The organism is Paenibacillus sp. 11B (assembly GCF_030487755.1).
Lineage (GTDB): Bacteria > Bacillota > Bacilli > Paenibacillales > Paenibacillaceae > Paenibacillus > Paenibacillus vandeheii.
This window is the reverse complement of the sequence record NZ_JAUKNS010000001.1, coordinates 15,597-40,531: the sequence shown is the minus strand read 5'-3', so window position 1 is coordinate 40,531 and position 24,935 is coordinate 15,597. Positions and strand designations below refer to the sequence as shown.

Annotated in this window: 19 protein-coding genes and 1 pseudogene; 13 read left to right on the top strand and 7 right to left on the bottom strand. The window is 42.5% G+C overall.

Annotated features, from left to right (window positions below):
* Window positions 1-40: 40 nt before the first annotated feature.
* The 5 genes from Q0V21_RS00165 to Q0V21_RS00145 all read right to left on the bottom strand — a co-directional run bounded on the left by Q0V21_RS00165 (window position 41) and on the right by Q0V21_RS00145 (window position 5,152).
* The gene (locus Q0V21_RS00165) at window positions 41-931 is read right to left on the bottom strand and encodes a carbohydrate ABC transporter permease (protein WP_301877016.1); all 891 of its coding nucleotides are present in this window, start codon (window positions 929-931) and stop codon (window positions 41-43) included.
* A gap of 15 nt (window positions 932-946) precedes the next feature.
* Window positions 947-1,837: an ABC transporter permease gene (locus tag Q0V21_RS00160; protein WP_079345264.1), complete on the bottom strand. Its 891-nt coding sequence runs from the start codon at window positions 1,835-1,837 to the stop codon at window positions 947-949.
* A 93-nt stretch (window positions 1,838-1,930) separates the two neighbouring features.
* Window positions 1,931-3,535, bottom strand: coding sequence for a type 2 periplasmic-binding domain-containing protein (locus Q0V21_RS00155; protein WP_301877015.1), 1,605 nt, complete (start codon window positions 3,533-3,535; stop codon window positions 1,931-1,933).
* A 293-nt stretch (window positions 3,536-3,828) separates the two neighbouring features.
* Entirely contained in the window at window positions 3,829-4,575 is a 747-nt protein-coding gene (gene map / locus Q0V21_RS00150) for a type I methionyl aminopeptidase (RefSeq protein WP_301877014.1), read from the bottom strand.
* 7 nt (window positions 4,576-4,582) lie between these two features.
* Complete coding sequence (locus tag Q0V21_RS00145) at window positions 4,583-5,152, bottom strand: TetR/AcrR family transcriptional regulator (RefSeq protein ID WP_301877013.1); 570 nt, start codon at window positions 5,150-5,152, stop codon at window positions 4,583-4,585.
* A 287-nt stretch (window positions 5,153-5,439) separates the two neighbouring features.
* Here Q0V21_RS00145 and Q0V21_RS00140 point away from each other — a divergent pair, with 287 nt between their 5' ends.
* A complete protein-coding gene (locus Q0V21_RS00140) occupies window positions 5,440-7,563 on the top strand; it encodes a 5'-nucleotidase C-terminal domain-containing protein (protein WP_301877011.1) in 2,124 nt (707 codons plus the stop codon).
* Window positions 7,564-8,094: 531 nt separating this feature from the next.
* Window positions 8,095-8,472: a hypothetical protein gene (locus tag Q0V21_RS00135; RefSeq protein WP_301877008.1), complete on the top strand. Its 378-nt coding sequence runs from the start codon at window positions 8,095-8,097 to the stop codon at window positions 8,470-8,472.
* 195 nt (window positions 8,473-8,667) lie between these two features.
* On the opposite strand, the gene Q0V21_RS00130 is transcribed toward Q0V21_RS00135, so the two are convergent.
* Window positions 8,668-9,549, bottom strand: a complete 882-nt coding sequence (locus Q0V21_RS00130; RefSeq protein ID WP_301877007.1) for a LysR family transcriptional regulator — start codon at window positions 9,547-9,549, stop codon at window positions 8,668-8,670.
* 181 nt (window positions 9,550-9,730) lie between these two features.
* Here Q0V21_RS00130 and Q0V21_RS00125 point away from each other — a divergent pair, with 181 nt between their 5' ends.
* The 9 genes and pseudogenes from Q0V21_RS00125 to Q0V21_RS00085 all read left to right on the top strand — a co-directional run bounded on the left by Q0V21_RS00125 (window position 9,731) and on the right by Q0V21_RS00085 (window position 20,457).
* Complete coding sequence (locus Q0V21_RS00125; RefSeq protein WP_301877006.1) at window positions 9,731-10,714, top strand: aldo/keto reductase; 984 nt, start codon at window positions 9,731-9,733, stop codon at window positions 10,712-10,714.
* A 42-nt stretch (window positions 10,715-10,756) separates the two neighbouring features.
* Window positions 10,757-11,734 carry an aldo/keto reductase gene (locus Q0V21_RS00120; RefSeq protein ID WP_079345278.1) on the top strand — a complete coding sequence of 326 codons (978 nt, stop codon included), beginning with the start codon at window positions 10,757-10,759 and terminating at the stop codon, window positions 11,732-11,734.
* A gap of 184 nt (window positions 11,735-11,918) precedes the next feature.
* Window positions 11,919-12,479 carry a class I SAM-dependent methyltransferase gene (locus tag Q0V21_RS00115; protein WP_079345280.1) on the top strand — a complete coding sequence of 187 codons (561 nt, stop codon included), beginning with the start codon at window positions 11,919-11,921 and terminating at the stop codon, window positions 12,477-12,479.
* 236 nt (window positions 12,480-12,715) lie between these two features.
* Window positions 12,716-13,417, top strand: coding sequence for a response regulator transcription factor (locus Q0V21_RS00110; RefSeq protein ID WP_079345282.1), 702 nt, complete (start codon window positions 12,716-12,718; stop codon window positions 13,415-13,417).
* Window positions 13,418-13,420: 3 nt separating this feature from the next.
* Window positions 13,421-14,665, top strand: coding sequence for a HAMP domain-containing sensor histidine kinase (locus tag Q0V21_RS00105; RefSeq protein ID WP_301877003.1), 1,245 nt, complete (start codon window positions 13,421-13,423; stop codon window positions 14,663-14,665).
* Window positions 14,666-14,769: 104 nt separating this feature from the next.
* Window positions 14,770-15,456 carry an ABC transporter ATP-binding protein gene (locus Q0V21_RS00100; RefSeq protein ID WP_301877001.1) on the top strand — a complete coding sequence of 229 codons (687 nt, stop codon included), beginning with the start codon at window positions 14,770-14,772 and terminating at the stop codon, window positions 15,454-15,456.
* A complete protein-coding gene (locus tag Q0V21_RS00095) occupies window positions 15,453-18,107 on the top strand; it encodes an ABC transporter permease (protein WP_301876999.1) in 2,655 nt (884 codons plus the stop codon). The genes Q0V21_RS00100 and Q0V21_RS00095 overlap by 4 nt, the downstream gene beginning before the upstream one ends.
* 80 nt (window positions 18,108-18,187) lie before the next feature.
* Window positions 18,188-18,760, top strand: coding sequence for a hypothetical protein (locus tag Q0V21_RS00090; RefSeq protein WP_301876997.1), 573 nt, complete (start codon window positions 18,188-18,190; stop codon window positions 18,758-18,760).
* 349 nt (window positions 18,761-19,109) lie between these two features.
* Window positions 19,110-20,457: pseudogene (locus Q0V21_RS00085) on the top strand (alpha/beta hydrolase family protein).
* Window positions 20,458-20,814: 357 nt separating this feature from the next.
* On the opposite strand, the gene Q0V21_RS00080 reads toward Q0V21_RS00085, so the two are convergent.
* Window positions 20,815-22,578: a methyl-accepting chemotaxis protein gene (locus Q0V21_RS00080; protein ID WP_301876995.1), complete on the bottom strand. Its 1,764-nt coding sequence runs from the start codon at window positions 22,576-22,578 to the stop codon at window positions 20,815-20,817.
* 502 nt (window positions 22,579-23,080) lie between these two features.
* Between Q0V21_RS00080 and Q0V21_RS00075 the strand changes: the two genes are divergently transcribed.
* Together Q0V21_RS00075 and Q0V21_RS00070 are read left to right on the top strand one after the other, a co-directional pair.
* Window positions 23,081-23,677: a DUF2239 family protein gene (locus tag Q0V21_RS00075; RefSeq protein ID WP_079345296.1), complete on the top strand. Its 597-nt coding sequence runs from the start codon at window positions 23,081-23,083 to the stop codon at window positions 23,675-23,677.
* A gap of 28 nt (window positions 23,678-23,705) precedes the next feature.
* Window positions 23,706-24,599 (top strand): alpha/beta fold hydrolase, encoded by an 894-nt coding sequence (locus Q0V21_RS00070; protein WP_301876994.1) that lies wholly within the window; start codon window positions 23,706-23,708, stop codon window positions 24,597-24,599.
* The last annotated feature ends 336 nt before the right edge of the window (window positions 24,600-24,935 follow it).

Below are 24,935 nucleotides of genomic sequence, written 5' to 3'. Positions count from 1 at the left end.
CCAAAAAAAGGCTTGCAGTTTGGACTGCAAGCCTTTTGCGTTATCCTTTAACGCTACCGAGTACCAAGCCCTTGGTGAAATATTTTTGCAGGAACGGATACACGAGCAAAATCGGAATGGCACCCAAGAACATTTGAGCGGCGCGACCAGTTCTGGCATTCATCATGGATAGTAGTTGAGTATAGTCGGATCCAGATTTCAGCATGATTTGCTCAAAGCTCTGCAGGAGGGTCTGTAGGTAACTTTGTAATGGATAATTGGCTGGATTGTTCATATAGATAATACCATCGAACCATGAATTCCAATGGCCGACGATACTGAACAAACCGACAGTTGCAAGAGCGGGCTTGAGGAGCGGGAGTAAAATACGAAGCAATACCTGTACAGGCCCGGCACCATCGATAATCGCTGATTCTTCAATTTCCTCTGGCAAGCCCCTAATGAAATTCATTAGAATAATCATACTAAATACGGGGAGAGCTCCAGGCAGGATCAGAGACCAGATCGAATCAATCAGCCCCATTTTGACTACTACGAGATAGGTTGGAATCAATCCTCCACTAAATAACATCGTGACTATGAAAAATCCCATATAGATATTACGGCCCATCAATTTTTGTTTTGATTTGGAAAGTGGATAAGCCGTGAGCACGATTAAAACAAGATTGACCAATGTTCCGAGAACGGTTCTTTGAATGGCAACCCAGAGAGAAGAAAAAAATGACCCTCCAGTTAAGGCAAATTCATAGGCCTTGGTCGTGAACTCAATGGGCCAGAAGGTTACACTACCAGCAGATACAGCAGCACTGCTGCTGAACGAAACAGCCAACAGGTTGATAAACGGCAGGATACACAGGAGAGAGATTAGAAGCAATATCGTGTAGTTTAGGATATGGAACAAACGCCTGCTCATACTTTTATCATAGATCATAAAGATAGTTCCTCCTTAGAAGATGCGATAGCCGGCTACCCTGTAGGCCAGAACGTACGATACGGCAACCAGAACACTGGAAATGATGGATTTGAATAATCCGACAGCCGTACCAATCGAATACTGTGCCTGCTGAATTCCCAGACGGTATACATAGGTATCAATGATATCACCGGTTTGATAGACGACAGGGGAGTAGAGATTATAGATTTGGTCAAAGCCTGCATTGAGCACGTTACCAAGAGACAACACAGTCATTAAGACAATCGTTGGCATGAGCAGAGGTAGGGTAATGTAAATGGTCTGCTTCCAGCGTTTGGCTCCGTCAATCACCGCGGCCTCATAAAGTCCAGGGTCAATGCTGGTCAGGGCTGCCAGGTAAACAACCGTGCCAAATCCGAAGCCCTTCCAGATATCACTGACGATCATGGTCCATGGGAATATGGATGGTGTGCCAAGAAAGGAAATAGGTGCAATCCCGAATACGCCCAGAAATGTGTTGATGATGCCATCGGAGCTAAGGATGTCCAGCATGATCCCAGCCATAATGACCCAAGACAGGAAATTCGGAATATATACCAGAGTTTGGAATGTACGTTTAACTCCGCTATTCAGTACTTCGTTAAGGAGTAATGCGAATATAACGGGCACGATAATGCCTCCGATAATCTTGAAGACGGACATGTATAAGGTGTTCCAGATCGTCCTTACGAAGTTCGGCTGACTAAATACGTGTGAAAAATTGTCCCATCCTACCCATGGTGAGTTGAAGCCGAGACCCGGATTGTATTTCTGAAACGCAATAATAAGTCCATAAAAAGGGATGTAGCTGAAGATGAAGACCAATACGAGGCTTGGGACCAACATTAAATGGTAGGGACTCTGCTGCTTCCACTTTTTCAGCATTCCTGTTCCTCCTCCGTTCTTGGTTTAATAGGTGTGTAACCGTTGCCAAAAAAGGGGGGGAGAATAACTCATCCCCTCTTGACAACAGCATTCTTATTTTCCGTAGGCGTCATTGACTGCCTGGGTTGCTTCATCACCCCCTGCTGCTCGCCAGTTCTGGACGACAACATCGAAATAATCGATACTTTCGCTACCCATAATGATCTTGGTGAAGCCTTCCGTCAGGATGTCATCCAAGGTTGTGCCATAGCTCGACAGTACCTCCGGTGTAACACCCCATAGGGCTGTCTTCGTGTAGTTCTCACTGTCGAGCACTTTTTTAGCAAGACTATAGGCATTCTTTGGAGCTCCTTGCTGCAAATAATCACCGACTGCTCCTGGTGTTGCATTCTCCATGAATTCAACACTGTTGTTGTATTTTTGCCACATTCCCGAAGTCGTAAGTCCACTGGTATCCTTGGATTGAAGAGCGGCTGACACAGCCTCAAATTGCTCGTAGTCGGAATTCGGATTAAGTACACGGAACGCTCCGACCACATGGGCAATATCATTGTCCAGCAGAGCGGATAGCGTTTCTGGGGATTCCTTGCCATTGCCTTCATCAACGATATAAGCATAGTCGTTCAAAATTTTTATCACTTCTTGCGGGCTTTTGAATCCTTTTTTCATGACGATATAATTGTTGTTGGCAAAAAAGATGGACTGTTTAGCTTCCTTTCCATCGATGGTAGGGATGATATAAGGGTAGAAGATGGCATCCTTACCCAGATTGGATACCGTATCGACTCCCGGATTATAACCCCACCACTGGTAATAAGGCTGTATCCCAACCTTGCCGGCTACGATATCGGCATTCATTGCATTAAAGTCTTTGATTGCGAATTCCGGATCAATGATGCCTCGCTTGTACCATTCTGACCATTCAGCCAGCGCATTCTTCATCTCAGGCTGCACTGAGCCGTACACCAGTTTTCCACTGGTATCCTCCATCCACAGATCTGGATGCGCATTCCACGCAATAGCGAGCAGATTGAGATAATCCAACGACTGGTCAACCGCAATACCATAACCGCCATGCTTTTCCATGAATTTCAGTGCGATATTCTTGATGTCTTCCACAGATTTCGGATCCTGGAGCGCCAGTTCTTCTTTCCAATCGTTCCGAATCCAGATGAAGTCTGGTTGTTCAATCAATCCCCAGTGCATCTGTGGTATTCCGTACAGCTTACCGTCTTTTTTTCCTGACTCATAACTGTCCGCATCCGCTTCCATGTAACCCTTGAGACGATCTGAAGCGTTTTGCTCAAAGACATCGGTCAGATCCATCACCATATCCGCTTCGACCAACTGCCTTAATTGGGATGGATTCACCCTGAATACATCCGGAAGATCGTTCGATGCTATAGCCAAATTCAATTTGGTATCGTACTCATCGCTGACCCAGTCTGTTTTGACATCGATATTAAACTTCTCTTTATATCGCTTAATCCACACATTATTTGTGATATCGTCGCCCTTTGGATATTTCGCAGAAGTGTATTCAGATGTCACCGTGTGAATGGTAGTTGTTCCGCCCTCGTTGCCATTCGGGTCTGTATTGGTTGAACTTTGCTCGGTGCTGCTTCCATTTGTACAGGCTGCGAGTAATAAGGTCGACATGAATAATGACAACACTAAAGTTTTGGTTTTCTTGTTCATATTACTTCCCCCTTTTTCGCGATAGTTTAATATCAATAGCTTGAAAATAGTGTAAACGAGAAAGGGGACACGTGATATAAAAGTTATTGACCAGAACCAGTACGTTTTTTGACTTTTTGATTGAATGAGGTGAGTTGGAAAAAGAAGAACGTGCACTTTTTTTACTTTCAATAAATCTTTTTTGACTACGTTTGTGCCAAGCGGAAGCTAATTCCGAAGAATACGAAAAAAAAGAAGTCGACCATTTGGGTGGTCGGCTTCTAATTCATTTTTATTGTTATAAGAAACTATTCTTATTGCGCGGTCAGAATTTGTGGACCGTCAGCCGTGATGGCGATCGTATGCTCGTATTGGGCTGCGAGCTTGTTGTCCATCGTCCGTGCGGTCCAGCCGTCCGCATCGATTGTCATGAAGTAGGTGCCTTCGGTGATCATCGGCTCAATTGTGAACACCATACCTTCCTTGAGACGTACGCCCTTTCCGGGCTTGCCGACATGCATATACGTCGGCTCCTCGTGCAGGTCACGGCCGATGCCATGGGCGAGAAGGTCACGCACAACGCCAAAGCCGTGTGATTCTGCATGCCGCTGAATCGTGCTTGTCACGTCGCCGAGACGATTTCCAGACCGCGCCTGCTCGATACCCAGATCAAGACATTCCTTCGTGACGCGCATCAACTTCTCGGCCGTGGGCGAGATCTGTCCGACCGCATAGCTCCAGGCCGAATCGCCGAGCCAGCCGTCGAGCTCCGCGACCGTGTCGATCGTCACGATATCACCTTCCACAAGTGGCTTATTGTTAGGAAAGCCATGCGCGATCACGTCGTTAACGGATGCGCAGGTCGCATAAGGATAGCCTCTGTAGCCCTTCTCGTATGGCTTGGCGCCGTGCTTCAAAATAATCTCCTCAAATATGCGCTCAATTTCGTTCGTTGTGATGCCCGGTTTGATGAGTGGGGCAATGGTACGATGGCATTCAGCCACCACTTGGCATGCCTTGCGGATGGATTCAATTTCATGCTTGCTTTTTAAGATAATCATGTTCGTATCAGGTCTCCTTCGTAATAGCTTGCATAGCGAGTCGGGCGATTCGATCGACGTCCAGGTCAGAATTGCCCGCATAGTAGTACATCCCATAACAGCCGATTAGCACAGCAAGCATATGGTCGATGCTGTCGTCTTCGCACTGGGCAATCGATTGGAGTGGAACGTACAGCCGTTCCGTAAATCGTTTCTTGACGTGGTGTCGATCCTTCTCAGGCAAGCCTGTAAAATGTTCCGATGCCATTTTGTAGACGAGATATGCGCGGGCGTCTAACTGCCACAGCTGCAGCAGCGATTTACAATACGTTAATAACTGCCTGTCACCGATCTTTGCCCATTTCACAATAACTTGTTCGCATCGCTCGAAGCCGCTTCCCAACACATCTTCTATTAATAAATGCCGGTTGGGATAATAATGGTACACTGTGCCGTAACCAAGCCCTGCCTCGCGCGCAACATCCCGAATATCAAAGCTGCCGCCCGTACGAAAGTAGGAGCGAGCGGCGACATCCAGGATCTGTTCTCTGCGTTGTATACGTATGAGTTCATTTTGTTCTTTGGTACGCGGGCACATGGTGTGAGAACCTCCTTGTTTTTTTAGACCTGCAAATATGTCGATAAAAAGATAATAACGCATGGGGAGGAGAAATGCAAAAGATCTGTTGGTGTTTGATGAAAGGCTTTACTGTATTCCGGAAGGACTCTAGTACTAAGTTTGGTGCAGAGCCAGATATTGATATGTTTCTTCTCTATAAAATTTTTCAACTTTTTTACATAGATTTGATATATTCTATGATTTTAATGTATTTACTTATGTTAAAATATCTCAGGAACGAAAATTCGAGAGGGGTTTTATAACTCATGTCATGGAAGAAACAAGTAGGTAAAAGTACGATCCGTGTAGCCACTGCTGCACTATTACTTTCCCAACTGTTAGGCGCAGTAGGTCCTGTCTCTGCTGCAAGTACAGATGTAGAAGTACACTTAATCGGAATCAACGACCTGCATGGTCAGTTAGATACGACTTCGGTGATTAGTGATAAAAAGGCGGGATCTGCTCCAATTCTTGCAACTTATCTAAAAGAAGCTCAAGCAAAATATGAACATTCCCTACTCTTCCATAATGGAGACTCTGTCGGTGCATCTGCTCCAGTTTCATCTCTGGATCGTGACGAGCCTACGATGGAATGGATGAATATGATGGGCTTTGATGTAGCTTCACTGGGCAATCATGAATTCGACCAAGGTATCGCTGCATTAAAAGCACAAATCTTTGGTGGTCTTGATCCAAAAGAAGGCAAGGTTACTCATGCTGGTGCAAAATTTGATTATGTCAATGCAAACGTCATTGAAACCTCCACCGGCAAAACATTGATTAAGCCATACGTAATTAAAGAATTGGGCGGAGTCAAAATTGGATTTATCGGATTAGTGACGAAGGCTACACCTGCTAAAGTATCCCCATCTGGTACAGCAGGCGTACGTTTCCTAAGCGCAGAAGAAGAAGTTGAAGCAGTTAATAAATATGCAAAAGAATTGCAAGATCAAGGTGTAGAAACGATCGTTGTCTTGGCGCATGATCCAGCAACAACCAAAGAAGGCGTAACAACTGGCGAAGCGGCTGACCTGGCAAAAGCTTTACCAGCAAATTCCCCTGTTGACGTTATCGTTGCAGGTGACAATCACGCTTTAGCTAACGGTGAAGTGAACGGAAAATTGATCGTTCAGGCTTATTCATATGGTACAGCATTTGAAGATATCAAGCTGATGATTGACCCTGCTACCGGGGATGTAACTGAGAAATCAGCTACCATTACAACAACTTTCCAAGAGGGTGTAAAAGAAGACCCTGAATCTTTAGCTATTATTAAAAAATCATTAGACAAGCACCCTGAGCTGACTAAACCAGTAGGTACAACGGATGGTTCTGTAACACGTACAGATGCTTATAATAACGAAGCCGCTCTTGGCAACCTCATTGCAGATTCAATGCGTGAAGCAGACTTTGGTGATAAGGCAAGTGCTGCTGACTTTGCATTTATGAATCCAGGTGGTATTCGTGCGGATCTGCCAAAAGGCGATGTGACCTTTGCTGATCTTGCTAAAATCCAACCTTTTGGCAATACTCTGGTGAAACTGGAGTTGACTGGTGAACAAATTAAAACTTTGTTGCAGCAACAATGGGGAACCAATGCTGACGGTACACCAAACACCAAAACTCTACAGATCTCTGGTCTGAAATATACTGCAGACTTCAATAAGCCTGTTGCAGAACGTGTTACTGGCCTCACTCTCGAAGATGGCACATCTATTGATCCTGCAAAAACATATACGGCTGTCGTTAACAACTTTATGGCCGCAGGTGGAGATAACTATAAGGTGCTAGTGGATGCTAAATCATCTTTAGCAGGTCCTATCGATCTGGATGTATTCTACCAGTACATTGTAGATACGTATAAAGGCGGCGCTATTCAAGCTAAAACAGAAGGACGTATCACGAATCTGGCTGCACCTACAGAGCAAACAGAAACACCTGCAACAACAGAATTCATTTCCCGTGCTGAATTTGTAAGTGCTCTAGTAGACCTGTTGAAACTTAACGAAGTAGCTACAGCACCTGCATTCAAGGATGTTGCTGCTAACGCTGCATATGCAGATGCAATCGCTGAAGCTACTCATGCTGGTTTCATTCAAGGCTACGGTGGTAACTTCAATCCTGATCGTGAGATCACTCGTGAAGAAGCTGCTACCATTCTTGCTAAATTGTTAAAAGATCAAGCTTCTGATAAAAATGCGGCTGCGATCATTGCAGGTTATGAAGATGGGAAAACCGTTTCTACCTATGCGGTTAAATCTATGGCAAAACTGATTGACAAAGGTATTTTCAGTGCAGCAGAGAAAAACCTGCTTCAGCCAAAACAAGGACTTTCTAATAACGATGCAAAAGCTTTGATTCAAAAAGCTGTTGCAGCAAAGGCTTCATAATTTAGAAATTATTCAAACCTTATATTAAAACAGGAAAAACACATTCTTTTTGGTGAATAAGCTTTCTCCTATAGATAAACCTCAACTCATGAAAAGGTTTATCCAGGAGCATGCAATATACCAAATTAGAATGTGTTTTTTCATTGCTTACATGAATATAGCTAATCTATGGTTAGTGCTACTTTTATTTTGCACTGAGATTCAAAGGTATTAAACGATACATATCCGTAGTTATAAGACTTTTTTGGATACGAGGACCCGGAAGCCATTATCAACGACCAGTACAGCGAGATTAAGCGTAGATCATGGACGGGAACGACCGTATTGGCTTTATGGGGCCGCAAGATGTTGAGATTGGCACAAGTAATTCTCACTTGCTCCGCTACGGTCCTAGTATTTAATCAATAGTAAAAATAGTGGGAAACAGAGCAGAGAGCTTGGACGAGAAACCGTAAGCACGAACTACTGTTAACAGATTATATATTTGGTTATGCAAGATGTCATTACATGATCAGAAAGGGTCTATTACTCATGAATAATACGAAGGCAACGGACTCACATCAACCTGCTGCTGTTCGTTTGATCCAAATACTTATATATCTTGCCGCCGTTTTCAATGTAATCAATGGATTATATTCATTTGGCAGCCCCGATTCTCTAAAGAAATGGATAAGTATTACGATGATTGCTACGGGGGTAGCTGCGGCATATGTTGGTTTTCGAATGCAAAACCCTTCAGCGACAGGACGAACAACTGCTATTGTAATATCAGTCATCATGATTGTATTACGCTTGATTGAATTTGCAGTCTGGCTTAATGTCGGATTTATCATAGGGGTCATTCTTCCTGTGTTCGTAATCTGGAGGCTGAGCACTCAAGAGGCCAAAACGTGGTTTGAAAAAGAATAACAGGTGTCATGTAGAGAATCGACTGAGGATGGTTCTCTTTTTGTTTTATCGTTAAAAGTTCGTGTTGCGTACCGAGGAAAGCACTTGTAGGGATCGCAAAAAAGGCAAAAACGCCCGCTAATTCATTTTTACCCTAGCAGCCTATGGGACAAGAATAGCGTGGAGTATAGCCACATTTAGTATCGATAATGAATATTACGAAGGATAGGTTTCCTTTATAAATTGGATAAAGTGTGCAGTAGCCGAACTAAAAATCTTATTTCTTTTCCAAGCGATGACATGAGTCGTTATTCGTTCAGGTTCAAAAGGAACAAAACAAGTACTATTACTTTCCCGGATTGTATATGCTCCACTCACACAGATGGCATATCCAAGTTTCCTTTCCACCAACAGCATCGCATTCGTCAATAAATTATGGGATGCATAGATACAAAGGCTATCATTCTCAACACCAAGCCAGCTTGTAATTTCGTTTTGTACAATTGTACGTCGGGGTATAATCAAGGGCAAGGAAAGGATGTCTTGGATACGAACATATTTTTTCTGGGCAAGAGCATCATCACGTCTCATCAGAACTCCCCACTTTTCCTGATGAGGCAATCGAATATAGTCATATTTTGCTGTTTCAATCGGTTCCAGTAATATGCCGATATCTATATTTCCCCGGTCAAGTTTCTCCCGAATGTCATCTCCGTCTGCACTATATAATTCATATTGTACCCTAGGGTGTTGATTAAAAAATTCCTCTAACAGCTCTGGCAAAGCTCGGGATACAGTGGACTCTACACAACCAATAGAAACAATTCCACCAATCATATCTTTTTGTTCCACCAGATCTCTTTCTGTCTTGTCCAAGAGGGAAACAATTTCTTTTACTCTTTGCTGAAACAAAAGTCCGCTATTTGTTAGTGTGATCTGTCTCTTGCCACGTACAAATAAACGAGTACCCAATTCTTCTTCAAGATCCATAAGCTGCCTGCTTAGAGTTGGCTGTGTAATATGAAGGATTTCTGCTGCTTTTGTTATGTTACCAACGTTAGCCACCGTTAAAAAATACTTAAACACACGAATATCCAATTCATATCATCCTTCCGCATTTCATCTGATGAATTGTTTACTTAGTATTATACGATACATATTAGGCATGATAAAACATTCACCATAAGCATTAGAAATTATTGACTCTGGAAATTACCATGAGAGTATATAAAATACACAAATTTACGGTTTAAAAAAACGCTTAGGAAAGGAAACGATTATGAAGAAAAGAATACTGGGAAACAACGGTTTGGAGACTTCTGAAGTTGGATTTGGATGTATGGGACTAAACTACCATCGGGGACCGGCAAAAGACCGTCGCGAAATGATTTCTGTTGTACACTCAGCTATTGATGCGGGCATCACAATGTTCGATACAGCGGAAGTTTATGGGCCTTACACAAATGAGGAGCTTGTTGGTGAGGCGCTTATTGGGCAGCGGAGTAAGGTGCAGATTGCAACGAAAGGCGGCTTTAAGATCACTGGCTTAACGAATGAGCTTGACAGCCGACCAGAATCAATTCACCTTTCGGTTGAAGGGTCATTAAAAAGATTACAAACGGATTATATCGATTTATACTACATCCATCGCGTAGATCCCAAGGTTCCCATTGAGGAAGTGGCTTTGACCATGCAGCAGTTGAAAAAAGAAGGAAAGATCCTTCATTGGGGGTTGTCAGAGGCAAGCGCTGAAACGATTCGTCGCGCACATTGCGTTGAACCATTGACTGCAGTGGAGAGTGAGTACTCGATTTGGTGGCGAGAAATTGAAAGCGATATTTTCCCCGTACTCGAAGAATTAGGGATCGGCTTGGTAGCCTATAGTCCCCTTGGGCGTGGATTTCTTACCGGGAAATTAGACAAGAATGCTTCTTTCACCGAGAACGACAACAGGGGCGAGCTTCCGCGGTTTACTAAGGAAGCGATGGAAGCGAATCAGGTGATTGTTTATTATTTGAATAAACTGGCTGAGGTGAAAAACGTAACCATAGCGCAAGTTGCACTAGCATGGATTCTTGCTCAGAAACCGTATATTGTTCCTATTCCAGGGACAACAAATGTTAATAGAATCTCAGAAAATGTTGCAGCAAGAAATATCGTCTTCACCGAACAGGAGATGATGGTAATCAATAAAGAGATAGACAAGATTCAAATTGTAGGCCATCGCTATCCAGAAGCTGAGAACAAGAGAACAGGCAAATAACGGAGGTCGTTGTATAGCTAAAACAAATGGAGGCAGTTTATTATGAAGATGAGAGAAATTGGAGATCTTAAGGTTTCAGAAATGGGTATGGGATGTATGGGATTTAGCCACGGTTACGGTGCTGTGCCGGAAGAATCATACAGTATTTCGGCCATTCATCAAGCATATAATGTTGGCTGCACTTTCTTTGATACTGCGGAGGGTTATGGACGTCAGATGTTTGATCTGGGACACAATGAGAGATTGGTGGGAAAGGCTTTGGAGCCATTTCGTAAGGATGTTGTTCTAGCAACTAAGCTGCATATTGACACTAAAGAACCTGAAAAAGATGGGTCACTATATCATACCGTAAAACGTCATTTAGTAGCATCAATGGACAAACTCAGAACGGATTATATGGACCTGTATTATCTTCACAGAGTGAATCCGGATATTCCTGTTGAAGATGTAGCTGAATGCATGGGCAGGCTGATTAAAGAAGGATTGATTCGTGGATGGGGTGTTTCTCAGCTGTCTGCTACAACAATGATGCGAGCACATGCGGTTACACCGCTTACTGCTGTACAGAGTATTTATTCAATGATGGAGCGAAACTTTGAAAAAGATATCATTCCACTTTGTGAAGAGAATAAGATCGGATTTGTACCATTTTCCCCGATTGCTAGCGGATACCTATCTGGCAAGGTTAACGTAGATACAAAATTCGAGGGAGATGATGTCCGCAAGTGGGTACCACAGATGAAGAAGGAAAATATCATTGCAAATAAACCGCTGCTTGAAATAATCAGTGATGTAGCTTCTAGAAAGGGAGCAACGAATGCCCAAATTTCGCTGGCATGGATGCTCCACAAATATCCTCACGTCGTACCGATTCCCGGTTCGAAAAACAAGGAGCGCATTTTGGAAAATCTCGGAGCCTGCAATGTTTCTTTAACTGAGGTAGAGTTTAGGGACTTAGAGATGGCATTAAATCAGGTTACAGTTCATGGTCAAAGATCAGAAATAGAAGAACTGCTATGATTGATTCAAGGAAACACCCCGCTCATAATGAATATATGTCAAAGGAAAGAACTTGTTTTGATTACCGATTAGATTATCCCGGGCGTTGAGGTTGGGCTAAAATAAACATTGTTATTTACAAAGCTTATTACTTATATTATAGTTATTGTAGATATATATTATCTGTAAAAGAGGAGCATAAAAAATGAATTCAAAACTAGAAAGTAAAATTAAGAACTTGGAGAATATTGATAGGTTCCCAGCAGAGGAGTTATTAGAGTTTATACAGCTTAATAAAGAGGACGAACTATTAGATATTGGAGCTGGTACGGGTTATATAAGCTTTTCTTTTGCTAAATATGTGAAAAAGGTAGTTGCATTTGATTACGATCATGATATTTTACAGTATCTAGAGGCAAAAGCTAAGGAAAAAGGGTTAACCAATATTGAAACCACTGCCGCAAACATTAAAGAGATGCCATTAGAGAACGAGATATTCGATAAAGCTGTTGCTTCAATATCGTTACACGAGGTACAACCACTTTCGATGGCCTTGAGTGAAATCTACAGAGTTTTAAAAGACAAAGGGCTCTTTTTATGTATTGAATTAGAGAAGTCAGAGCTGTCTAAGGGTCCAAGGGTTTCATCGAAGGAAATGGAGGAGAAAATCGTTCAGGCCGGTTTTTCTGTTATGGATACGTTTCATTCACCAACGCAAGTTGCTAACCAACCTGTCTATATCATTATTGCACAGAAGAATAAATAAAAAAATTCAAAACACTTTCAAAGGGTTGATCCTTTTGGAGGTGTTTTTGCATTGAAGCAACAAGAGGATGTCTGTGACTTTTTAGATGAATAGTTCGCAATGGAAGACTTAACATGTGTAAATATATTTATTAGATGGTGTACAATAATATATACAATAATATATACAATAATACAATAACTTACGAGGCATATGGATATGGCTTATCATAGCTTTTGAATTAAACGAGGTGCGTAATGAATCGAATTTTACTGGTTGAAGATGATGAGAATCTGGTGTTTGGGATGGAGTATACATTAACGAATGAAGGATACACCGTGATAGTTGCAGGTAGTTTGGAAGAGGCTAGAAAGGCATTCAAGGAGGAAGTTGTAGATCTTATTTTATTGGATGTAAATTTGCCAGATGGATCGGGTTACTCCTTATGCAAGGAAATTCGGCAATTATCTCAAATTCCCATCATTTTCTTGACAGCTTTAGATGAAGAAGCAAATGTTGTTGCCGGTCTTGATTTGGGAGCAGATGATTATATGACCAAACCAATCCGCACCAAAGAACTCATCTCGAGAATGAGAGCCGTATTAAGGCGCAATTATAAGTCCAAAGATGAAGCTGAAGTGGATAAATGGATATCCCAAGATATTGAAGTTCGAATTCTTGAAGGAATCGTACTGAAGTGTAATCAAGAACTTATGTTAACTGGAATGGAGTATCGTTTGTTGTTGATGTTAATGACGCATCCCAAGCAAATTTGCAGTAGAAGCACTATTCTTAACGGTTTATGGGATATGTCCGGAGAATTCATTGATGACAACACCCTTTCAGTCCATATTAGAAGGCTGAGAGAGAAAATTGAAGATATTCCTGCTGCACCGAAACATATTATTACTGTTCGAGGAGTCGGATACAAATGGAATACAGATGTCGTAGGGCGATAAATCATGTTTGAGGTCGTCCGTAATCCGGAGTGGAAGTCAATCGTCGTTAAAGTCATTGCATTACAATTGATGTTAGCGATACTCATGTTCTTGTTTATGAGTCATCAAATGAACCAGATTAATAAGTCAATGGTTAATCAGAATGCTGCGCTGATTGGTCACGTTTTAAAGCAGGACCCTCAGTTAGAAAACGAAATGATTCATTTTATCACTCAGGGGGCGCAAGCTAATGAAATTACAGCTGGGAAACGAATTCTGGCGCAATATGCCTACAAGGAAGATATGTCCGTAGGAGATCAGCCTGTACTCTCGAATACTGCCTTGCCCCTGAAAACGGCAGCTCAAGTTTTGCTGTTTATTATTCCATTTTTACTTTTGTTGTTATGGGAATACCGCAAAATATTTAACAACATTCGCACCATTTCCTTCGTTGCCGAGCAGGTTGTGGAACATAATCTTGATCAACCGCTTCCGGAAAATAAAGAAGGAGACTTCGGAGCATTAGGACGAAACTTCAACGCGATGGCCGATAGATTACACAACAGTCTTCGACAACTCAAGCAAGAAAAAACATTTCTACGCAACCTGCTCTCTGATATTTCGCATCAGCTCAAAACGCCGCTGGCATCCCTCATCGTTTTTAATGAGAACTTACTAAACAAGTCGGATATGAAACAAGAAATGCGGACAAAATTTCTGGATCGGAGCCGACAACAACTTGAACGAATGGAATGGCTGATTATTAGCTTACTGAAGCTGGCAAGGGTTGAAGCCGGAGCGATTAACTTCCGAAAAGAGAGCATCCGGGTAAGGGATTTGATTGCATATGCTGTACAATCGCTGCGAATGTTATCTGAGCAAAGGGAGCAGAACATATACATTCATGGGGGAGAACAAATGTCCATTCGGGCGGATGAAGAGTGGCTTACAGAAGCTTTTATTAATTTAATTAAAAATGCTCTGGAACACTCACCATCCGATGGCGACATTGATATTACTTTAGAAGAGAATTCATTATTTAATACGGTAATCATTCGAGATTATGGAAAAGGCATTTCCCCTGAGGATTTACCCCACATATTTGAACGGTTTTACCGGGGCGGAGGAACGACAAAGTCAGAAAGTATTGGCATTGGCTTATCCTTAACCAAGTCCATTATTGAAGAGCAGGGCGGTATAATTACTGTTGCTAGTGAGCCGGGGCAAGGAACGGAATTCAGAATCTCGTTTAATAAAGGGGATTTGTAAGGGGGAAGCTTACGATAACGTAAGCTTCCCCTTCACGTTATTGTAAGCTTCGATGTTTATAATAACAATCATGCAACGTGAACTTAACTCCAGGAGGTAAACAAGTGGAAATACTGAAAACCGTGAATTTGTGCAAAACGTATGGAAGTGCAGAGGCAAAGGTGGACGCCTTGAAAAATGTTAACTTTTCCGTTCAACAAGGAGAATTTGTCGCCATTGTTGGATCCAGCGGCTCGGGAAAAAGCTCTTTACTGCATCTTTTAGGGGGAGTAGACCACCCATCTAGTGGGGAGGTCATCATCGATGGAACAGATCTTTATACCAAAAGTGAAACGGAACTCGCCTTATTTCGAAGACGGAAAATAGGATTTATTTTTCAGTCTTACAATCTGATCCCGGTCCTATCCACTGAGGAAAACATCAAGTTACCGATGTTATTAGAGAACAAAAGAGTAGATGAAAGTTATGTGCAGGAACTGATGGGAATCTTAGGCCTAACCGAACGGAAACACCATCTTCCATCCGAGTTATCTGGTGGACAACAGCAACGAACAGCTATTGGGCGCGCATTAATTAATAAACCTTCGATTATTTTAGCGGATGAACCTACCGGCAATCTGGATAGCAAAAGCAGTAAAGAAATTATGGATCTTCTTACGTTCTCCGTTAAAAAATATCATCAGACGTTGATCATGATCACGCATGATTTAAATATTGCAAAAAGCGCAGATCGTGTAGTAAGAATTGAAGACGGGGCCTTTTTACAGTCAAATGAGGTGAGTGACCGTTGAACAGCTACACAGGCCTTACCGGTAAATATTTAAAGGGTCAGAAAAAAAGATCACTGCTTACGATCTTCGGTATTATTTTGTCAGTTACGCTGTTTACGTCGATTGCAACGGTCGGGATGAGCTATTGGGATAAATCGATGAGACAAACCGTACAGGACTTCGGAGATTACCATGTCTCCATCAATGGCATTTCAAAAGAAGCTGTCCCGAAAATAAGTAACAATACAAGCGTCAAAAGCGCTGGCGTCATTAGCAGGGAAGGGTATGCTGTCATTAAGGAAACAGAAGAGAAGGAAAAGCAGGAAGATCCATTCGCCGCACCTTACCGATTCTTGAATGTCAAAGAATATGATGCAAATGCGATCGATATGCTTCAGGTTCAACTCGACTCAGGCAGGATGCCTAAAAATCCGAATGAGATTGTCCTATCATCATCGAGTTTGAGTTACTTTTCGGAGAAACCTAAGCTGGGCGAAACGATAAAGCTCAACCTCGGCATTCGGAAAGTGGCATCCACCGGCGAAGAAAAGCAAATTAATGGTACTGGTGATTTTGGCTGGGATCTGGATGAAAACTTCCAGGCTCAATCCGAAAAAGAATATACCATCGTTGGCTTCATGAAGCCGCCAACGGGGAACTGGTCTTCCAGCTACATTTTTCCTGCCATTACGTTCAACGATAATATCACCATCAACAGCAAGAAAAAATACTTCGTTTATGTCCAAATGAAATCTTTGAATGACATCCAAAAGAAGACAGAAGCCATTATATCCTCTTTACAGCTGGGTAATGCCGAACAAGGCTCTGCTATGAAACTGGGTAGAGAAAATTTTATGAAGAATGTGAAAGTTGAGTATAATAATGAGCTGCTTAAATTGTACGGCAAAAGCACTTATAAAGGGGTGAACAACAGTCTGATTCTAGCGTTTGCCGCAGTTATTGTGATTATTATGATTTGTACAATTGCTGTAATCTATAATACTTTTCATATTTCTGTACTAGAGCGGATTTCTCAATTTGGCATGCTGAGATGCATTGGGGCTACACCAGGCCAAATTCGCAAAATTGTGATGCAAGAAGCAGGATTGCTGAGCTTGATCGGCATACCTGTCGGGCTTATTACGGGAACCCTTTTTATGAAATTATTGTTTTACAATATTAGCTTGTTGACGTTAGGTTTCTTAAACGATATGAGAATGGTTATTTCAGTACCGATTCTGATCTCGGCAGGACTAATGGGCTTGCTGAGCGTATTTCTTTCAGCCATTGGACCCGCAAAACAAGCAGCACGCGTAACTCCCTTAGAAGCGCTAAAGAATACGGGAGGCACAAAGGTTGAAAATTTAGGAAAAGTCCAAAACTCCGTAATCGTTAAAAAGTTGTTCGGAGTTATAGGGCAATTCGCCAGCAGAAACTTGCAACGGAACAAGAAACGATTCCGGATTACAGCCTTTTCCATGATCATTAGCATCATTTTATTTATTGTATTTAGTGGGTTAATTGATTTCATGCGGCAAACCACACAGGTCTCGGGTACCGAGTATTCTTATTCATTATCCTATGATGGACCTTCCAAACGAATAGATGATAAGGTGTATGAGCATATTGCCCAGTTTGATGCTGTTCAGAAAGCTTACAAGTTTTACATTGATCAAGTGATGGCCAATATCCCTAAAGATAAGATCAATCCCAAATATTACGAATTAAGAAAGGAAGGGTATACCGTTGCTGACGGGGAGGGGTTTCGAACAAGTAATAACTACCTTTTATCCTATGGTGACAATGGATTGGCTGATCTGAAGTCCAAGCTTACGGCCGGGGAGATCAACAAGGAGAAAATGGATCAGGAAGATGGCGTTATCCTTCTACAAAAAATAGGTATGGTAACAGAGAATGGCAAACACCTGATTATCGATCAGACCCATTTTAAAGTTGGGGATCGAATCCAAATCCGAACATTTGACAGAAGCCAAAAAGGATATCATACCGTGACCGTTGTCGGAATTGTCGATCATGATTTGTTGTCGGACGACTATAATGGTAGTGAAGTTCTTACATTCATTACAACTCCGAAAGTATACTCCAAAATTATGGGTACCGACGCTTACTCCAGAATATTTGTTCTAGCTAATCCTAAACTATCGAACCAAGGGATCACTGACTACTTTAAGTCACTAAAAGAAAGAGATGCTGGTTTTAACTATCTTGATCGAGTGGAGGAGGTTGCTAAAGCTAAAAATGATGCAAAGACCTTTAGTATCTTGCTTTATGGTTTTATCAGCGTCATCGTTTTGATTGCTTTTTTGAACATCGTAAATACAGTAAGTACGAATCTGATCCTTCGAACGAAAGAGTTTGCCGTTCTTAAAGCCATTGGCATGATTCAGCGTGAAGTGAGGAAAATGATTATTTTAGAAGGAATTTTTTATGGTTTGTATGCCGGCACTATTGGGATCATCATTGGAACGGGTCTGGATTACGGAATTCATGTCCTTTTCTCTGGTGCTATGGATACAGTTTGGGCGATTCCATGGTCCAGTATCGGTATTGCATTTGTAGGTGCAATTTTAACGACGGTCCTTGCAACCATTGCTCCGATGCATAGGTTAAATAAAGTAAGTATCACAGATGCACTACGAAAAGAGGATTAGAATCAGTTCCCGGGTTAGTGCAACTTTTCATCTGTTAAAAATGTTAATAAAGATGTATGAAATAACATGATGAGAAGTAGGTGGAAAAATTGAAAATTCGTTTATTCACGTTAATACTTTTTTTCACTACCGTATTTTTTATATCAAATGGACAAGATGCTAAAGCTTTGTCCTGTGCCGAGCCGGGAAGCCCCCAAGAATCGTTAGAGAGATACAGTGGAGCTGTTTACGGTGAAGTAAAGCAAATAAAGGTCGACTTGAAGCAAGAGGGATTTACAGGGACAAAAGAGAAAATTAGATATATTTTAGTGGAAGTAGAAAGAAGTTGGAATACTGAAGTTGACTCTCAAATCATTGTCGCAACTAACTACACTTGGGGTTTTAATTTCAAGAAAGGCAACAAATACTTGATATACATTAGCAAAGGGGATGGCGAATTAAGCAGTAGTCCGTGCAGTTCGACAATCGAAATGAATAACCTTAACCAAGCAACTGAACTATTCGGCGAAGGATTTCAACCCAAACAACAAGTAAACTTAGAACACAAGATGTGGTTTATGTTTGAGCATGATATTGATTTGTATATCGTAGTTGCAATAATAGTTGTGGCAATTTCCATCTTTGTCATGAGAGCAAGAAAGAAAAAGGGCTAAGTTTGGTTAAATAAAGGGCATCGAATTTGGAGAGAAGTTAATTATACAGTTGTCGAGAGACAAGAACATTATCCCATTAAAAGTCGCTATTATAGCGACTTTTTTTGTTTTAAGAAACCAAGTTTTTGTTCAAAGCTGGGGACAAGAACTGTGTCATCACCGTTTAGAGTGTGATCTAAATATGCATAGGCTGGTATGCATCAATTCCACATTTTTACGTGTCCTCCATACCGCAAGGTAGAATTACAAAATTGCAAGGTTGATGTAAGTTGAATCGATAGCTTAGGGTAGTCTGGCAGGATAATATTGGAACAAACGAAAATAGAAATTCTTTAAAAGGAGAATTGACATGAGGCTGTTTGAACTGTTGCTTTTTTTGTCAAGCATCGGCTTGTTTGCTTTGATAATCCTATTAAGAAAAGGACGGCGTAGAATTCCAGTATTCGCTGCAAGCGGGATTGCCACAGTTGTACTTGTCATTCATTGGACGATGGAAGGATACAGAGTTCAGCTATTTTTCCCATATTGCTTAACGATCATTTTTGCAGCCATTTCAAGCTATAGCTATTTTAAAAAAAACGCCAACACAAGAATCCCGCGATTCATGTTGGGTTCAGCTTATACGGCTATAGCGATAATGCTGGTCGTAACAGCGGGTCTCATGTATGCTCTTCCTGTATTTAAACTACCTGAACCGACAGGCGAATTTAAGGTAGGAACGCAAACTTTTCATCTGGTGGATACAAATAGGGAAGAGATTTTCGGCGAAACCAGAGGTGGTAAGAGAGAATTGATGGTTCAGGTATGGTATCCGGGTCAAGCTGGCACCGGCAAGTATGCACCCTTTATTCTCGATACCCAGATTCTACGTTATATGGCCGCGAACTATGGCCTTCCCGGGTTTACTTTACAACACCTGAAGTACGTATCCAGTCATGCTTATTCGGGGGCCGAAGTCTCTCCGGCACAAACTTCATACCCGCTGATTCTTGCGAATCCCGGCTTCGGCTCTTCCAGGTTCCTCCACACGTCGCAAGCCGAAAATCTTGCAAGTCACGGATATATCGTGGCAGTAATCGACCACACCTACAATACATTTGCAACCGAGTTTCCGGACGGTCGAATCACGACCAGCAGTACCAACGACTTATTCTCGCCTGACCACGATTACCGGACGGAAAGCAGAAATCGTGACAAATTGGGAAAAGTTTTAACCGACGATGTAACGTTTACGCTCGACCAATTCGAGCTCATCCAATCGGGGCAGATTCCAAGTCATCTAAAGGGGAGGATAGATCTCGGCCGTGTCGGGGTGTTCGGTCATTCCATTGGCGGAGCAACGGCCTATGACGCTGCTTACGATCCGCGAGTCGCGGTTGGAATAGACTTGGATGGATCAAGTAACGGAAGACAAAAAGGTAGAGCTTGAACGGATGCGTGAATCGGTCGACTCAGGGGGACAATTCCTCTATATCGCAAATTCGGAGCATTTAAATTTTACCGATATACAGTTCATTTCTCCGATATTTAAAATGCTTGGCATTACAGGAAAGATTGCGCCAGAAAGAGCGAACGCCGTTATCAATGCTTATATGCTGGACTTCTTTGATATGTATTTGAAGAATCAAGGCGGAGTCTTGATGAAAGGGCCGGATAGCCGCTTTCCGGAGGTGAAGTTCGCAAGCCCCCTATTATAATTACGGAACAGGCTACCGATTTTGATGTGCTATCACGTAAAATAGCTTCATCTCCATATACGACCAGAAGTTTTTCGATACCTATCTCATAACGCTACGCGGCTGGCTTTTACAGAAACAAGAAATCGGCTTACAAGTCTGCAAGCAGAACAACATGCCTAAAGAAGCGGGTATAGAGGGACTTGAACCCCCACGTCTAATAGTTGGTTATTTTTTCTTTAAGCTAACGGGAAACGTTGGTCGAGCAAAGCGAGATTAAAGAAAAGACCATCCGGCAAAAGGATGGTCCAAAAAATTTCCGTTACTGATAACACGCCTTGTATATATCGATACCGGTCTGTACGAGTGTCTTCATTATTATGAATCTGATTTAGGGACTTCGATCTGAAATTGATCGGAATATGATTTGAGGTTCCCTGCAAGGCTGGCGAGCTGCCCGGAGATGTTCGACAGTTCGTTGGCCGACCGTTGCTGCTCCACAGCACTGGCCGTGACTTCTTCGGCCATGGCTGAAGTTTCCTCGGTTGCGGAAGCAATATAGCTCAAATGCTGCTCCACTTCCTGACGAATAGAGTGCATATCCACCGTCCGGCTTTCCAAACGTTGAGCCAGCTCCTGCACCTCGGTCGATAAGCGGCTAACCTGTCTGAACGTCTGGAGGCAATCAGCGATCTGTTCTTCTTGTTCCTTGACCGCAACCATATTCGCATCAAAATGACTTCCCATACGATGTATCTCTTGAACAAATGAACTCAGGATCTCATCAATCTCCTGGATCGAACGTTCGGATTGCTGAGCGAGCTGTCCCATTTCACCAGCAACGACCGCAAAGCCTCTACCCGCTTCGCCAGCGCGAGCTGCCTCGATTGAAGCATTCAGCGATAGAATTTGAGTTTGTTTTAAAATGTTGTGAATTTGTCCGCTGATGGAGGAAGCGAGTTCCGATTGAGTCGTCAGTGAACTGGAAATTTCCTGCTGATGCTCAACACGCTTCGCATTCTCTCGGCTCTTTTCAAGCAGAATCTCATGTTCACGTGTAACTTGTACTTGCACGGCAGATAACTGCTCTGAAGTATGGGTAAACTGTTGCACATATGAACCTACTTCATCCATTATTTTTCCGAGATTCTCTGAGTGCTGGACGGAGTGTTCTGTCTCTTCGGACTGTTTCACGGAGCCTATAGCAATTTCTTCGATTGCTTTGGAAAGTTCTTCGGTCTGACGCTGGTTCGTTTGAGCCGTTTCCGCAATATTTTTCGAGGACTGCTGCAACGTATTGGATCCTTGCTGTATTCCCATCAAAATGTTCGTCAATTGGGAAACCATGACATTAATCAAATCACTGATATCACCGAGCTGATCATTTGTCATATGTGTAGATACGACTTTGAGATTCCCATCAGCAACCTGTTCGAGGCTTGACTTAATATCGCGTACTTGTCTGAGAATGCCTCTTACTACGAATAGCATCATGACCAAAGATAGAATCAGTACAATCACAAAAAACGGGATAATGGTCCGATAAGCATTATTCAGGGATGTCGCGGAGACTTGATTCACTGCACTAGCAGAAATATCAATGCCCAGATAGCCAATAACAGTACCTTGCGAATCCTTGATTGGTGTAAAGGAGGACAATAGTTGTCCCCAGGTTGGATCGTCCACAATGCCTGTTGTGACGACTTCACCGTTTAACAAGCGTTCCTGAGTCTGGGGGTTGAATTCCATTGCTGTCCCATAAGGGCTATATTCCGTATCGTCCCAGTCCGCCCCATCCACGGTGTAAATCCACCCGTCCGAAGTTTTGTTATACATATAAACATATAAGGCTCCCGATTGAAGCCTAACTTTAACGAGTTCGTCTCTAAGACTTTTGTATTCGTTGCTCTCCTCCGAAGCAGTAGAGGATAATGTCTTGATTAATTCCGATTCTTGTCCTAGTTGAGAGGCGGTATTCACTGTCAGCTGCTGATTGTTATACTGTATGGTCATTAATGATGCATTTTCACTGGAGTTGATGGTGGTCCAAATGATTAGACCACCCATGGCCAGTAGCGGAACCAGAATGATCAAATACAGTTTGAACCTTAAATCTATCTTATTTTTGCGAGTCTGTGTCACGTTCTGTTCCCCCTAGGAAGTAGTTAAAAAATATGGTTATTCGTATAGCCCCATACTATTTATCGTAAAATTGAAGAGGGAAATGAAGACTAATCCTAGATTTATATATACATATATGCTGATGGACAGCATTTTTTTATCGTGAAACATCCAATTCAATTGAAATTGAAAGAATCGTTGAACTTTTGCATAAGGAAATATTTCATAGTCAATCTTCTAAAAGATAAGGCTTAAAAATCTCATTTAAGAAGGGTTATCTTAATATCTTAATCATGGATGAAGCACATCACCTAACAGAGTCACATTACCATTGGTTAATGGACATCAACTGGATCGCAAAGACAAGCATGTCTGTAAAGCCAAAATAGAGTCTTCTAGAGATGATGCTCTAGTGTGGAGTGAAGAATTTACAAGATAAAATAATTTTACCCGGGTGATATTGATATTTTATTTTTACCCGGGTATAATAATTAAAAAAGTGCTGTAAATAAGGAGGAGTAGTATGCGGACTGAACCAAATCAAATAAGTTGTACTGCCTTTGTAGGGAGAAAGAACATTGCCAAAGGGACATTGCCGCACGTTGTTGCTATCGTAAAGGAGACTCTGAACGATAAGGAATTCGCCCAATTGCTTATCTTTGACGATTTTAGTGGAAAACCAATTGATATTGATTTTCGTGGACAAACAGCTGAGGTACTTCAACGGTTGAGCAATCAGACTGGCCATGCACCGGATGCGGAAGAAAGTGAACCACCAACAAGACGGGTCGGTCGTCCCAAGTTGGGGGTGGTATCCGGTGAGGTTACTCTGCTTCCACGACATTGGGACTGGCTTAAATCTCAACCCGGAGGAGCCTCTGTAACTTTGCGAAAACTGGTCGATGAAGCTCGTCGTTCTGGAGAAAATGAGAGTAAGATTCGCGCGGCACAAGAAGCAAGTTATCGCTTTATGACGGCAATGGCTGGCGATTTCCCTCAGCACGAAGAGGCCTTGAGAGCACTGTATGCTGGGAATCAGGATCGTTTTTACCAATTGATTGACGATTGGACACCAGATATCAGAGACCATATCAAAACATTAGCCGAGAATGCATTCTAAAGTCATTTAAATGAAGGAGAAAACAAAAATGAATATTTTGAAAGTAAACGGTATTGATCTCGCCTATGACAGCTATGGTAACGAAACGGACGAAGCCATTCTTCTAATTGCCGGGCTTGGAACCCAGATGATTCGTTGGACAGTTCCATTTTGTGAGATGTTGGCGACGCGAGGATTTAGAGTCATTCGCTTTGACAATCGTGATACCGGTCTATCCACACACTTTAGCCATTACGCTACGTTGGATTTCGAAGCACTTGCCAAAACACTTATGTCGGGACAACGCCCGGATATTCCATATACACTCGATGATATGTCTAACGATGCGGTCGGACTGCTCGACGCCCTTGGGATCAAAAAGGCACATTTCGTTGGCCGCTCAATGGGCGGCATGATTGCCCAGCTTGCAGCCAGCAAATACCCTGAACGGGTTCTATCCCTTACTTCCATCATGTCGACAACAGGAAATCCCGAGCTTCCCCCGACATCTCCGGAAGTCATGGCGTTGATGACTCGACCTGCACCGAATCCGATGGAGGATGAGGCAGGATATTTGGCACACAGCCTGGCTTTTGCCAAACGTATTGCCGGCACCGGCTATCCGTTTGAAGAGAACGAGTATCGTTCACTTATTCGTGAGGAAGTCCAGCGAGCTTATGACCCGGGCAGCGTTGGGCGACAAATCGCAGCAATTGCCGTTTCTGGCGACCGTCGTCCGCATCTCGCAAAAGTAGACGTTCCAGCCTTAATCATTCATGGAGCGGACGACCCGATGTTTGTCCCCGAATGTGGCAAAGATACGGTGCAAGCCATCTCGGGTGCAGAGTTCATGTTGCTTGAAGGCATGGGACATGATCTGCCACCGCTACTGTTCCAAACGATTGTTGATGGCATCGAACGGACAGCCCGGCGGAATAGATAATTAAAAGTGACATCTCTTTAAGGAGGAGCTGTAGGACAGATATAAAAAATAGCCCAGCCCATAAAGCATGTTGAACTTAATAAAAAGTAGTGATGGTCGGTGGACGTGCACAAAAAGATACGCCGACTCGTGTCGAGGGACAAGAGCATATTCCCATTGGAGGTCGTTAATATAGCGGCTTCTTTGTTTTATCGGAACATATTCTTGTCCCAAGCCCAGGACAAGAATATGTTCCGGTTATCGATTAGTCATCTATCTAATCGATCTTTGTCCGTAAATTCATTAAGCTAACGGGCAAAATAACGCAACGATCAGAAGTTGCCTGCGTCTAATAGC

Bases quoted from the DNA above. Each gene is read 5' to 3' on its own strand.
- Q0V21_RS00165 (WP_301877016.1), bottom strand. From the start codon at position 931: ATGATCTATGATAAAAGTATGAGCAGGCGTTTGTTCCATATCCTAAAC.
- Q0V21_RS00160 (WP_079345264.1), bottom strand. From the start codon at position 1,837: ATGCTGAAAAAGTGGAAGCAGCAGAGTCCCTACCATTTAATGTTGGTC.
- Q0V21_RS00155 (WP_301877015.1), bottom strand. From the start codon at position 3,535: ATGAACAAGAAAACCAAAACTTTAGTGTTGTCATTATTCATGTCGACC.
- map (WP_301877014.1), bottom strand. From the start codon at position 4,575: ATGATTATCTTAAAAAGCAAGCATGAAATTGAATCCATCCGCAAGGCA.
- Q0V21_RS00145 (WP_301877013.1), bottom strand. From the start codon at position 5,152: ATGTGCCCGCGTACCAAAGAACAAAATGAACTCATACGTATACAACGC.
- Q0V21_RS00140 (WP_301877011.1), top strand. From the start codon at position 5,440: ATGTCATGGAAGAAACAAGTAGGTAAAAGTACGATCCGTGTAGCCACT.
- Q0V21_RS00135 (WP_301877008.1), top strand. From the start codon at position 8,095: ATGAATAATACGAAGGCAACGGACTCACATCAACCTGCTGCTGTTCGT.
- Q0V21_RS00125 (WP_301877006.1), top strand. From the start codon at position 9,731: ATGAAGAAAAGAATACTGGGAAACAACGGTTTGGAGACTTCTGAAGTT.
- Q0V21_RS00120 (WP_079345278.1), top strand. From the start codon at position 10,757: ATGAAGATGAGAGAAATTGGAGATCTTAAGGTTTCAGAAATGGGTATG.
- Q0V21_RS00115 (WP_079345280.1), top strand. From the start codon at position 11,919: ATGAATTCAAAACTAGAAAGTAAAATTAAGAACTTGGAGAATATTGAT.
- Q0V21_RS00110 (WP_079345282.1), top strand. From the start codon at position 12,716: ATGAATCGAATTTTACTGGTTGAAGATGATGAGAATCTGGTGTTTGGG.
- Q0V21_RS00105 (WP_301877003.1), top strand. From the start codon at position 13,421: ATGTTTGAGGTCGTCCGTAATCCGGAGTGGAAGTCAATCGTCGTTAAA.
- Q0V21_RS00075 (WP_079345296.1), top strand. From the start codon at position 23,081: ATGCGGACTGAACCAAATCAAATAAGTTGTACTGCCTTTGTAGGGAGA.
- Q0V21_RS00070 (WP_301876994.1), top strand. From the start codon at position 23,706: ATGAATATTTTGAAAGTAAACGGTATTGATCTCGCCTATGACAGCTAT.